Below are 13,142 nucleotides of genomic sequence, written 5' to 3'. Positions count from 1 at the left end.
AACTGCCTTTTCAGACAGTCTTGTATTATACGCACTTATTTTTGAAGCCTTTTTTACAACTTAAAAGCCTTTTTTACAGCATCTACGTAATCTAATTTCTCCCAAGTAAATGTTTCTACTTGTTCGGTAGCTGTTTCTCCCATAGGATTTGTAAACGTAACTGTTTTTATTTCTGGAGTTCTTCCCATGTGTCCATAAGCCGCAGTTTCCGAATAAATTGGCGCTCTTAATTTTAAACGTTTTTCAATAAAATACGGACGCATATCAAACAGCGTTTCTACAATTTTACTAATCTCTCCATCCGTTAAATTTACAGTGGATGTTCTGTACGTATCTACATTGATACTTGTAGGTTTTGCAACACCAATTGCATACGAAACTTGCACTAAAACCTCTTTACAAAGTCCGGCAGCAACTAAATTTTTAGCAATATGTCTTGTTGCATACGCACCAGATCGATCTACTTTACTTGGGTCTTTACCAGAAAATGCTCCACCACCATGTGCGCCTTTTCCGCCGTAGGTATCTACAATAATTTTTCTTCCTGTTAAACCCGTATCTCCATGAGGACCACCAATTACAAAAACGCCTGTTGGATTAATATGATAGGTTATATTATCTGTAAATAACTTCTGAATATTAGCAGGCAAATCGGCAACAACTCTTGATATTAAAGTAGATTTCAAATCAGAGGCAATTTTTTCTAACATTGCATCATTTGCTATTTTTTTATCTTCTTTACTTGCGGATGCAGGTTTTATAAAATCGTCATGTTGCGTAGAGATTACAATTGCATCAATTCTTTGAGGCACATTATCATCAGAATACTCAATAGTAACTTGACTTTTTGCATCTGGTCTTAAATAAGTAATTTCTTTATTTTCTCTTCTTATTTTAGCCAACTCAATCAACAATCTGTGCGAAATTTCTAATGCCAACGGCATATAGTTCTCTGTCTCATCTGTTGCGTACCCAAACATCATTCCTTGATCTCCAGCGCCTTGATCTTCAGGATTTGCTCTGTCAACACCTTGGTTAATATCTGGTGATTGCTCGTGTATTGCAGATAAAATTCCGCAAGAATTACCATCAAACATATAGGCGCTTTTGTTGTAACCAATTTTATTGATTACTTCTCTTGCAATCTGTTGCACGTCTAAATACGTGTTCGATTTTACTTCACCAGCCAAAATAACTTGACCAGTAGTCACTAAAGTTTCACAAGCAACTTTACTGTTTTTATCAAAAGCTAAAAAATTATCTATTAAAGCATCAGAAATTTGGTCTGCAACTTTATCTGGGTGTCCTTCAGAAACACTTTCTGAGGTAAATAAATATGACATATAAATCTTCTTTTTATGGATTAATGAAAAATGAAAAGAGATTGCTTGGTCGCCGAAAGTAGTAGAAAATTACTGCTTTAGCTTTTTTTAATGAGGTTGCAATCAGTTCAAATTTTTCCTCTAAATTCTGATGCAAAGTTACGTTTTAAATCGAGAAAACAGAATTTATACTAATAATATTTGATTATAGTATTATCAGTAAAAAGAAAGCGGTTTAATTTTAATTTTTGTGATTCGAAAAAATACAAGTATAAAAATGTGATATCTATAATAATTAAAAATAAAGCTATTTTTATTTGGTTATTAAATTTTTATGACCATATATTTGCACTCACAAAGTTCAATAACTTATTGAAATGTTATCAAGAAAGGTGGAGGGATTAGACCCTTTGAAACCTTAGCAACCCTTTAGTAATAAAGAAGGTGCTACATTCTACCCTTGTGCTGAACCAGTTTCAGTACCTCAGAAATGAAAAAGGATAGATAACAAAAAAAGAATTTTCCGTTTCTGGATTATTCAATTTTTCTTAATAACATTTTTCTAGTAAGAACATCAATATAAAATTGGTGCATTTGGCTTAATTATTTATTAACTCAAAAAAAATAGAAAAATGAGTACACACAAATTCGCAACAAACGCATTACATGCAGGGCATGATGTAAAAGCAAATGGAGGAACAAGAGCCGTTCCTATTTATCAAACAACTTCGTATGTTTTTAACAATGCAGATCATGCTGCTAATCTTTTTTCATTAAAAGAATTAGGGTTTATTTACACACGTTTAAACAATCCTACAAATCAAATTTTACAAGATCGTTTGGCGGCTATTGAAGGCGGAATCGGAGCAGTCGTTTTTGCATCTGGAACGGGCGCAATTGCTACAGGTTTATTGACACTTTTAAAAGCGGGCGACCATATTGTAGCTTCAAGCAGTTTGTACGGTGGTACTTACAACTTATTAAGCGTTACTTTGCCAAGATTAGGCATTACAACAACGTTTGTAGATGCTTCAAATCCAGCTAATTTTGCTGCTGCTGTGCAGGATAATACAAGAGCCTTTTTTGTAGAATCTTTAGGAAATCCTAAGTTAGATGTGTTAGATTTAGACGCAATTTCTGCACATTCAAGAGCTGCGGAAGTTCCTTTTATTGTTGATAATACAGTCGCAACGCCTGCGTTGTTAAATCCGATAAAGCATGGTGCAAATATTGTAATTCATTCACTTACCAAATACATTGGTGGTCAAGGAAACTCTTTAGGAGGCGCAATTATTGATGCCGGAACCTTTAATTGGGCAAACGGAAAGTTCCCAGAATTTACAGAGCCTTCTGCAGGGTATCATGGTTTAGTATATCATGAAGCTTTAGGGGCAGCGGCGTTTACTTTTAAATTAATTTTAGAAGGATTGCGTGATTTTGGAGCAGCAATTAGTCCAACAAATGCGTTTAATATTATTCAAGGTTTAGAAACGTTGTCAATCCGAATCAAACAACATTCAGAAAATGCATTGGCATTGGCAAAATGGTTGGAGCAACAAGAAGAAGTTACTTGGGTAAATTATCCTGGTTTAGAAAGTAGCAAATACAAATCTTTAGCAGATAAATACTTGCCAAAAGGGCAAAGCGGAATCGTTACTTTCGGCGCAAAAGGCGGATTTGAAGCTGCGAAAACAGTATCAAATGAAACGAAGATTTTCTCTTTATTGGCGAATATTGGCGATACAAAATCGTTAATCATTCATCCTGCAAGTACCACACATCAACAATTAAATGACGAACAACAAGCAAGCGCTGGTGTTACGCAAGATTTAATTAGATTGTCTGTTGGTATTGAAGATCTAGAAGATTTAAAAGCCGATTTAAAAGAAGCTTTTTCTAAAATATAATAACAATGTATGTTCGAGCGCAGTCGAGAACTCTTAAAACCTTTCGATTGTGCTCAAACAGACATACCTTTTTTAATAAAATATTTTATACTTGAAAAACCAATTACAACATATCATCCTACACAATTTCACTACAGAAAGTGGTGTGCAATTTAATGACATTCAATTAAGTTATCAATTGTTTGGACAAGAATTAGGCACTGCGCCTATTGTTTTGGTCAATCATGCGTTAACAGGAAATAGCGATGTTGCTGGTGAAAATGGTTGGTGGAAAGATATTATTGGTGCTAAAAAAACTATTGATACAAACAATTACACCATTTTAGCTTTTAACATTCCGGGTAATGGTTTCGACGGATTTATAATTGAAAACTACAAAAGTTTTATTGCCAGAGATGTTGCAAACTTGTTTTTAATTGGACTAAAAGAGTTAAAGATTGATGCTATTTTTGCATTCATTGGTGGTTCTTTGGGCGGCGGAATTGCTTGGGAAATGATGTTGTTAAATACAAAATTAACCCAACATTTTATCCCCGTTGCAACCGATTGGAAATCTACAGATTGGTTGATCGCCAATTGCCAAATTCAGGAACAATTTTTGGTAAATTCTAGCAATCCTGTGCATGACGCCCGTATGCATGCGATGCTTTGCTACAGAACGCCAGAATCTTTTAAAGAACGTTTTCATCGTTCAAAAAATGAAGGTTCAGAAATTTTTAATGTAGAAAGTTGGTTGCTGCACCACGGAAATAAATTACAAGAACGCTATCAATTATCGTCTTATAAATTGATGAATCAGTTATTGAAGACCATTGATGTTACTAATAATGGTAAGAAGAATATTGAAATTTTAGATTCAATAACTGCGGATATTCATATTATTGGTGTCAATTCTGATTTGTTTTTTACTGCGGAAGAGAACAGACAAACGCATAAAAAGTTAGCATTAACCAAAGAAAATGTTACCTACAATGAAATAAATTCTGTGCACGGTCATGATGCGTTTTTAATTGAATATGAACAATTACAGACTATTATTGAGCCAATTTTCAATAAAGATTATAGAAAGAAAAAAATGAAGGTAGTTAAGTTTGGAGGAAAATCTTTAGCCAACGGAAAAGGAATAAAGAATGCCATTGAAATTATTTTAAATAAATATAATAACGACGAAAAAATCACGGTTGTTGCTTCTGCGAGAGGAAATTCGACCAACGATTTAGAATCGATTCTGCAAAAAGCCGCCGCTAAAAAGGAATATAAATCAAAGTTTAAAAAATTTAAAGAATATCAATTAGAACCAAACAGTTCAGTTGATTTTTCTCAAGAATTTTCTAAATTAGAAACCATTTTTGAAGGCGTTTCTTTGTTAGGCGATTATAGCCAGAAAATTAAAGATGAGGTTTTAGCCCAAGGCGAATTGTTATCCGTAAAATTACTGGCAAGTTTGCTAGAAAAAGAAAATATTTCTGCAAACGCAACAGATGCAAGAACACTAATTATCACGGATGAAAATTTTGGAAATGCACATCCAATTACATCCATTTCTAAAGAAAATGTAATCAATTATTACAAGAAAAATAAAGACACCATTAACATTGTAACCGGTTTTATATCTTCAAATAAAAAAGGAGAAACAACTACTTTAGGAAGAAACGGAAGTAATTACACGGCAGCTTTATTAGCTAATTTTTTAGATGCAGATGAGCTGCAGAATTACACACACGTTAGCGGAATTTTTACTGCAAACCCTGATTTGGTTGCAGACGCAAAAAAAATTGAACAATTATCCTATTCTGAGGCGAACGAATTAGCCAATTTAGGAACCACAATTTTACACGCAAAAACGATTATTCCGTTATTAGAAAAGAACATCAATCTTAGAATTTTAAACACGTTTAACAAAGAAGATAAAGGAACTTTAATTACATCAGAATCATCCACAAAAGGAATTAAATCAATTTCAACAATTGATAATGTGGCACTTTTAAATTTTGAAGGTCGAGGTTTGCTGGGTAAAGTGGGCGTTGATGCACGAATTTTTAAAACTTTAAGTGATCGAAATATTAGCATCAGTATTATTTCTCAAGGTTCATCAGAAAGAGGAATTGGTTTAATTATTGAAGCTGATAGAGCGCAAGAAGCAGTTGCTGCTTTAGAAAAAGAATTTGAAAATGATTTTTATTCGCAAGATGTAAATCAGATTTCAATTGTACATAATGTGGCTGTTATTTCTATTATTGGTCAGGATTTAAGTGAATTTCATCATCCTTATAATGCCTTAATTAAAAATCAAATTGTGCCCGTTTTGTTTAATAACACGGTTACCGGAAAAAATGTGAGTTTGGTGGTTAAAAAAGACCAATTGCACAAAGCCGTAAATGTAATTCATGGTCAAGTTTTTGGCGTAACCAAGAAAATAAACATTGCTATTTTTGGTAAAGGTTTGGTTGGCGGAACATTAATTGATCAAATTATTGAAAACACGCAATCAGTTTTAGAACGCAGAAAAATTCAGTTGAATGTTTTTGCAGTCGCAAACTCTAAAAAAGTGTTGTTAGCTAAAAACGGCGTGTCTAAAAACTGGAAACAAGATTTACTAGAAAATGGTGATGAGAATGTTTCGGTAGATGACATTATTGAATTTTCAAAAACACATCATTTTGAGAATTTAATACTTGTTGATAATACCGCAAGTGTCGCTTTTGTAAGTAATTATATTCCTTTTATTGAGGCTGGTTTCGATTTGGTTTCTTGTAATAAAATTGCAAATACCTTGTCTTTTGATTTTTACAAAGAAATAAGAGCAAAATTAAAAGAATATAAAAAACAATATTTGTACGAAACCAATGTTGGTGCAGGTTTGCCTTTGATTGATACAATACGTTTATTGCATGAATCAGGAGAGAATATCACCAAAATTAGAGGTGTATTTTCTGGAAGTTTAAGTTATTTATTTAATAATTTTTCTTCGGATGATGTTGCGTTTTCGAACGTATTAAAAGAGGCAATTGACAAAGGATTTACAGAACCAGATCCGCGGGAAGATTTAGGAGGAAATGATGTTGCTAGAAAATTACTGATTTTAGCGCGGGAATTAGAATTAGAAAATGAATTGAATGAAGTGGAAATTAAAAATTTAATTCCGATTAATTTAAGAAAAGGTTCTGCTGATGAATTTTTATGCAATTTAGAATTGCTAAATGAAGAATATCAGACCTTAAAAGACAATCAGAAACCAAATCATGTTTTACGTTATATTGGAGAATTAAGTGGAGATTTATCCAAAGAAAAAGGAAATTTAGAAGTAAAATTAGTTTCCACTCCGATAAACACACCTTTAGGTTCTTTAAAAGGATCAGACGCAATTTTTGAAATTTACACAGAATCGTACGGAGAACAACCTATTGTAATTCAAGGAGCAGGAGCAGGAGCAAGCGTAACGGCAAGAGGTGTTTTTGGTGATATTTTAAGATTGGCAAAACATAATGATTAAAATAGTTGACAGTTTTTAGTTGGCAGTATTCAGTCAATTAAGAACAGTTAAAAAAGATACAGGACAAAAGAAATAAGAGAGTTATAGTTCTTTGTAATTATTTTGATTTTTAAATCGAAATTTATCCTGGTTCTTGATTCTAAAAACAAAAGCGGTCTTACAATCTAATAAAAAATATGAGCAAACATTTCGAAACACAAGCAATTAGAAATCAGACGGAAAGGTCTCAGTTTTCAGAACATTCTACACCTTTATATTTAACATCAAGTTTTGTTTTTGAGGATGCAGAAGAGATGCGTGCATCCTTCGCAGAAGAAAAAGAACGAAATTTATACAGCCGATTTACAAACCCGAATACAACGGAATTTGTAGATAAAATTGTTGCGATGGAAGGTGCAGAAACGGGGTACGCTTTTGCAACCGGAATGTCTGCAATCTTTTCAACATTTGCCGCTTTGTTAAATGCCGGCGATCATATTGTTTCGTGCCGTTCGGTCTTTGGCTCAACGCACAGTATGTTTACCAAATATTTACCAAAATGGAATATTGAAACTTCTTATTTTAAGGTAGATGAAGTTGATTTGGTAGAAAGTTTAATTAAAGAAAATACGAAGATTTTATATATAGAAACACCTACAAATCCGGCTGTAGATATTTTAGATTTAGAAGTTATTGGTAAAATCGCCAAAAAGCACCACTTAATTTTTATTGTAGACAACTGTTTTGCAACGCCATACGTGCAACAACCTATTAAATTCGGCGCGGATTTAGTAATTCATTCGGCAACAAAATTAATTGATGGTCAAGGTAGAGTTTTAGGCGGCGTAACAGTTGGTAAAGAAGATTTGATGCGAGAAATTTATCTTTTTGCAAGAAATACCGGTCCTGCAATGTCTCCTTTTAATGCGTGGGTTTTATCAAAAAGTTTAGAGACTTTATCAATCCGAGTGGAAAAACATGCAGAAAATGCTTTAAAAGTGGCAAGCTTTTTAGAAGGAAATAAAAATGTTGAATTTGTAAAATATCCTTTTTTAAAATCTCATCCTCAATATGAAGTGGCAAAAAAACAAATGTCGTTAGGCGGAAATATTGTTGCTTTCGAAATTAAAGGCGGCATTGAGGCAGGAAGAAAGTTTTTAGACAATATTAAAATGTGTTCGTTATCTGCAAATTTGGGCGATACAAGAACGATTGTTACGCACCCTTCGTCTACAACGCACGGGCGTTTGACTGAAGAAGATAGATTAGAAGTTGGTATTACAGATGGTTTGGTGCGCATTTCTGTTGGTTTAGAAAATGTTTTAGATATTATTGAAGATATTGAGCAAGCTTTGAATGCTGAATAATACCATTTATTTGTGTAGTTTTGTTTTATGCTCTCAAAGAAAACAAAATACGGAATTAAAGCACTTACTTATTTAGCGAAGCAGGAAAATAAAATACCCGTTCAAATTGCTACGATAGCTAAAAGTGAAAATATTTCTTTGAAGTTTTTAGAAAGCATTTTATTAACGCTTCGTAAAAACGGCTTTTTGGGTTCTAAAAAAGGAAAAGGTGGAGGTTCTTATTTACTCAAAGAACCTTCTGAAATAGAAATGACAGCGATTATGAGAATTTTAGAAGGCCCAATTTCTATGGTTCCTTGTGTAAGTTTAAATTTTTATGAAAAGTGTGATGACTGTCCGGATGAAAATGCCTGTGCTGTTCATAATTTAATGCTTCAAGTGAGAGATAGTACACTTCAAATTTTTAGAAACACCACATTGGCGGATTTAACAATCAATAAATCGTAATATCTTTTGATAAAAAGCGCGCTACTTCGGATGAAAAAAAACTTGCTACTCCTTCTAATTTTGCTGATTTCATTTACTATGTTTAGTCAGGATGAAAATGAATCAAAAACGAAGCTGACGAACTTTTTATCAAAATCGTATTATAGTATCAATTTAGGAGGTGTTTTTTATCCGTTTTCAAACGATAATTTAATTGATGGATATCAAACAGAAACTTTTAGCAGAAATTGGTTTTCTGGAAGATTGTTGCTAGGACATAAATTAACGGATGATTTGGCCCTGCAATTCGGAACAATGAGACCCGCTTCTTGGTTTAAATACGACAATGTAAATAACATTGGTTATGATAGAAGTGTTTGGATAAACGCTTGGTCTTTGTCACTTAAAAAAGATTTTAAATTACATAAAAACACTTCTTTTTATGCAGAAGCAGGAATCGCAAATTTAACAAGATTTGGTTTTTTAATAGATGATAAAGAAATCTATGAAGATGCGCATTATGGAAGTTTGTTATATGGTTTTGGGTTGCAACACCGTTTAAATAATAAATGGAGATTGTCTTTAAACGGAACATTTTTACCAAAATCAACAAAGCATAATCAGCCTTCAATATCGCAAGTTTCTTTGGGTTTTGAATATCATTTGCAACAACTTGATGCTAAAAAGGCACAAGAATTTGCCAGCAACGAACATTTTTTTCCAACCAATATTCTGCAAGTAAGTTATGGCACAAGTGCGATTGGTTTTGGGGTAAATCGTTTTTTTGGGATGAGTTTAAAAGTAGGAAGTTTTGAGAGTTTCGGAATTCCTGTTTTTTGGGTAGGACAAGTAAAAGCAAAACATGCGTTTTCGGTAACTTATCAAAGATTGATTTTTAGAACAGAAAAGATTTTTTCTTTAGATTGGGGCGCAAGTGTAACTGCTTTTCAGTCTGAACTAACAAACGAAAACGTTTTTGCGTTTTCAATATTTCCTGTTTTACGTTTTTATCTATTAAGAAAAAAAGACTTCGATTTCTACACAAACTATTCTATAATTGGCCCAACTTTTTTAACAAAAAGCGATATTGATGGCTTAGAAACTGGTCCAAAAATCACCTACCAAGATACGATGGGTTTTGGTGTTTTCTTCGGAAAAGAAAGAAAGTATAACTTCGAATTGCGCATTATGCACTACTCAAATGGAAACATTTTTACAGGAAATGATGGTGTTGCGGTTCCGCTTCAATTTACTTTAGGTAAAACTTTTTAAGTTTTTCAAACACGTCTTTTTACAGGCATTACTTATTCTTAAAATATTTCTTTAACTACATCCTTATAGTGCTAGCATATTCTTAAAACAAACCCCTTTTTATTATTAATCTATTAAATCTATAGGGTAATTATTATTTTAACTATTTTATCTTGAGTTTTTATAAAAATAAGCTGTAGGTTTGCGTATCCTATTAATCTAGTAGGGTAATAAAAATGCTTAATTTTTATGATTGCAGCGCAGATGATTTTCAGTAAAAAAATTGCAGAACACAGTTTTGAAGAGGATAAAGTTTCTGAAAAACCAGTAAGAAGTATTGCGAAAGCTTTAAGCTGGAGAATTATTGGAACCCTAGATACATTAGTGGTTTCGTATATTTTAACAGGTAAAATAACTTTAGCGGCATCCATAGCATCCGTAGATTTTATAACGAAATTAGTCTTGTATTTCTTTCACGAGAGAGCTTGGAACAAATTAAAATGGGGAAAATAATGAGTTTGAATTTAGAAGAAATCAACAAAGAATTACAAGATAAAAGTCCGGCAGAAATTATTTCATGGGCAATCTCTTTTGGGAAAAATCCAGTAATTACGACCAACTTTAGACCTTATGAAGTGGCTATTTTAAAAGCAGTTACTGAGGTGCAAAAAGACATTAAAGTAATTTGGTGCGATACAGGATATAATACTGTGCAGACTTATAAACACGCGGAGGAAATCATCAAAAAACTGAATTTAAACATTCATTTATATACACCAAAACAAACAGTTGCGCATAGAAATGTGGTTTTAGGAGTTCCGGCTATAGAAGATCCAAAACATACACTATTTACAGAGCAAGTAAAGTTAGAACCATTTGCTAGAGCAATGAAAGAGCATCAGCCAGATGTGTGGTTTACAAATTTAAGAAAAGGTCAAACTGCCTTTAGAAATAGTATTGATGTTGTTTCTCAAAGTAAAGACGGAATTGTAAAAGTAAGTCCGTTTTACAACTGGACAGATGAACAATTAGACGCTTATTTAGTTGAAAAAAAATTACCAAATGAGTTTGTTTATTTCGATCCAACAAAAGTAGAAAACAACAGAGAATGTGGTTTGCATATTTAAAAGACATGATTATGAATCAAAGAACAATACAAGTAGACGCTTTAGAAAGCGAAGCCATTTATATTTTTAGAGAAGTAGTTGCTCAGTTTGAAAAACCAGTGTTATTATTTTCTGGTGGAAAAGACAGTATTACATTAGTACGTTTGGCGCAAAAAGCGTTTTATCCGGCGAAAATTCCATTTCCATTAATGCATATTGATACCGGTCATAATTTTCCGGAAACGATTGAATTTAGAGACCGATTAGTGAAAGAATTAGGTGTTGAATTAATTGTTAGAAACGTTCAAGATAACATCGATTCTGGAAGAGTAAAAGAAGAAACAGGCAGATATGCAAGTAGAAATATGTTGCAAACAGAAACCCTTTTAGATGCTATTGAAGAGTTTGGTTTTGATGCTTGTATTGGTGGCGCAAGAAGAGACGAGGAAAAAGCGAGAGCCAAAGAAAGAATTTTTTCTGTAAGAGACGATTTTGGGCAATGGGATGAAAAAAATCAACGTCCAGAAGTATTTGACATGTTAAACGGTAGAATTGATTTAGGACAAAATGTACGTGTTTTTCCTATTTCTAATTGGACAGAATTAGATGTTTGGTCGTATATCAAACAAGAAAATATAGAAATTCCTTCTATTTATTTTGCGCACATCAGACCTACTTTTTTAAGAGACGGTATGATTTGGTCTTCTGATGACGAAATTGTATATCGAGAAGAAAGTGAACGAGTGGCGCATAGATTGGTGAGATTCAGAACTGTTGGAGACATGAGTTGTACCGCAGCTGTTCTTTCTGAAGCAGCGACTATTGATGCAGTTGTTAAAGAAATTAGAGCATCGACCATTTCAGAGAGAGGCGCAAGAATTGATGACAAACGTTCAGAAGCTGCCATGGAAAAAAGAAAACAACAAGGGTATTTCTAGAAAAAATGCTTTTAGCTATTTGGGTGTTAGCCTTTAGCGAAACAAAAATGAATATAAAAATCGGCGAATAGCGAATAAGCGAAAAGCCAACAGCGAACAAAAAATGAAAGTACTAAAAATAGCAACAGCAGGAAGTGTAGATGATGGCAAAAGCACTTTGATTGGTCGTATTTTATATGATACAAAATCACTTACGGATGATAAATTAGAAGCGATTGAGGAAAAAAGTAGACAACGTGGTTTTGACTATTTAGATTTTTCTTTGGCAACGGATGGTTTAATTGCAGAGCGAGAACAAGGAATTACGATTGATGTAGCTCATATTTATTTTTCAACACCATCAAAAAGTTTCATCATTGCAGACACTCCGGGTCATATAGAATACACAAGAAATATGGTAACGGGTGCTTCAACGGCACAAGCTTCCATTGTTTTAATTGATGCGAGAAACGGAGTCGTAGAACAAACGTACCGTCATTTTTTTATCAATAATTTATTGAGAATTAAAGATGTTGTAATCGCGATTAATAAAATGGATTTAGTTGATTTTTCCGAAGAAAAGTACAACATCATTAAAGGAGAAATAGAATATTTAGCAAGTAAAAGTGAATATAAAGGTCAGAATTTAACGTTTATTCCTTTATCAGCCTTAAAAGGTGATAATGTGGTTGAGAGATCAGAAAACACCCCTTGGTATACAGGTGAAACTTTACTACATCATTTAGAAAATTTAGATTCAGAAGATATTTCTGAAGTTTCTCAAGTTCGTTTTCCTGTGCAAACGGTGATTAGACCAAAAACTGAAGAATTTCATGATTTTAGAGGATATGCTGGTAAAATTTATGGTGGAGATCTAGAAATAGGAGACAAGGTTTTGGTATTACCATCTTTAACAAAATCGAGAATTAAAGGCATTCATTTTTTTGATAAAGAATATGCACGAGCAAAAAGCGGAAGTTCTGTAACAATCACGCTAGAAGATAATGTAAATGTGAGTAGAGGTGATATGTTGGTGAAAGTAAATGAAGCGCCCAAAATTTCGAAAGAATTAGAAGCTACAATTTGTTGGATGGACAAAGAACCTTTGGAAGCATCACAAAAATACTTTATCAAACATGGCGTAAATGATGCACAAGCAAAAATCACACAATTATCAAGTATTATAAAAACAGATTTTTCAGGGATTGAAGAAAATCCATTTCAATTAGTATTAAATCAAATTGGCGATATTCAATTAAAATTGAGTAAACCGTTGTTATTTGATTCTTACAAAGACAATAAATCAAACGGATCTTTTATCCTAATCAATCCAAAAACAAACAATACAGTTGGTGTAGGTTTTATCAAATAGAA

Annotated in this window: 10 protein-coding genes and 1 riboswitch; of the genes, 9 read left to right on the top strand and 1 reads right to left on the bottom strand. The window is 33.0% G+C overall.

What is annotated here, in order from left to right; genetic code table 11:
- Positions 1–53: 53 nt before the first annotated feature.
- Positions 54–1,343, bottom strand: a complete 1,290-nt coding sequence (metK, locus tag BTO16_RS09620) for a methionine adenosyltransferase (protein WP_105021360.1) — start codon at positions 1,341–1,343, stop codon at positions 54–56.
- Positions 1,344–1,699: 356 nt separating this feature from the next.
- Positions 1,700–1,819: riboswitch (SAM riboswitch) on the top strand.
- A 135-nt stretch (positions 1,820–1,954) separates the two neighbouring features.
- Between metK and BTO16_RS09615 the strand changes: the two genes are divergently transcribed.
- The 9 genes from BTO16_RS09615 to BTO16_RS09575 all read left to right on the top strand — a co-directional run bounded on the left by BTO16_RS09615 (position 1,955) and on the right by BTO16_RS09575 (position 13,140).
- Positions 1,955–3,229 carry an O-acetylhomoserine aminocarboxypropyltransferase/cysteine synthase family protein gene (locus BTO16_RS09615; protein WP_105021359.1) on the top strand — a complete coding sequence of 425 codons (1,275 nt, stop codon included), beginning with the start codon at positions 1,955–1,957 and terminating at the stop codon, positions 3,227–3,229.
- 91 nt (positions 3,230–3,320) lie between these two features.
- Complete coding sequence (gene thrA, locus BTO16_RS09610) at positions 3,321–6,722, top strand: bifunctional aspartate kinase/homoserine dehydrogenase I (RefSeq protein WP_105021358.1); 3,402 nt, start codon at positions 3,321–3,323, stop codon at positions 6,720–6,722.
- A 176-nt stretch (positions 6,723–6,898) separates the two neighbouring features.
- Positions 6,899–8,068, top strand: coding sequence for an O-succinylhomoserine sulfhydrylase (locus BTO16_RS09605; protein ID WP_105021357.1), 1,170 nt, complete (start codon positions 6,899–6,901; stop codon positions 8,066–8,068).
- A gap of 27 nt (positions 8,069–8,095) precedes the next feature.
- Entirely contained in the window at positions 8,096–8,515 is a 420-nt protein-coding gene (locus tag BTO16_RS09600; RefSeq protein WP_105021356.1) for an RrF2 family transcriptional regulator, read from the top strand.
- Between the two features lie 30 nt (positions 8,516–8,545).
- Entirely contained in the window at positions 8,546–9,766 is a 1,221-nt protein-coding gene (locus BTO16_RS17855; protein ID WP_245892055.1) for an acyloxyacyl hydrolase, read from the top strand.
- A gap of 228 nt (positions 9,767–9,994) precedes the next feature.
- Positions 9,995–10,258, top strand: coding sequence for a DUF2061 domain-containing protein (locus BTO16_RS09590; RefSeq protein WP_105021355.1), 264 nt, complete (start codon positions 9,995–9,997; stop codon positions 10,256–10,258).
- The gene (locus BTO16_RS09585; RefSeq protein ID WP_211298219.1) at positions 10,258–10,872 is read left to right on the top strand and encodes a phosphoadenosine phosphosulfate reductase domain-containing protein; all 615 of its coding nucleotides are present in this window, start codon (positions 10,258–10,260) and stop codon (positions 10,870–10,872) included. Before BTO16_RS09590 ends, BTO16_RS09585 begins: the two co-directional genes overlap by 1 nt.
- An 11-nt stretch (positions 10,873–10,883) precedes the next feature.
- Complete coding sequence (gene cysD / locus BTO16_RS09580; RefSeq protein WP_211298218.1) at positions 10,884–11,789, top strand: sulfate adenylyltransferase subunit CysD; 906 nt, start codon at positions 10,884–10,886, stop codon at positions 11,787–11,789.
- A 103-nt stretch (positions 11,790–11,892) separates the two neighbouring features.
- Entirely contained in the window at positions 11,893–13,140 is a 1,248-nt protein-coding gene (locus tag BTO16_RS09575) for a sulfate adenylyltransferase subunit 1 (RefSeq protein WP_105021353.1), read from the top strand.
- The last annotated feature ends 2 nt before the right edge of the window (positions 13,141–13,142 follow it).

It is taken from the genome of Polaribacter glomeratus (genome assembly GCF_002954665.1).
Classification (GTDB): domain Bacteria; phylum Bacteroidota; class Bacteroidia; order Flavobacteriales; family Flavobacteriaceae; genus Polaribacter; species Polaribacter glomeratus.
The sequence above is the reverse complement of the archived record's forward strand: the minus strand, read 5'-3'. Positions and strand labels throughout refer to the sequence as shown.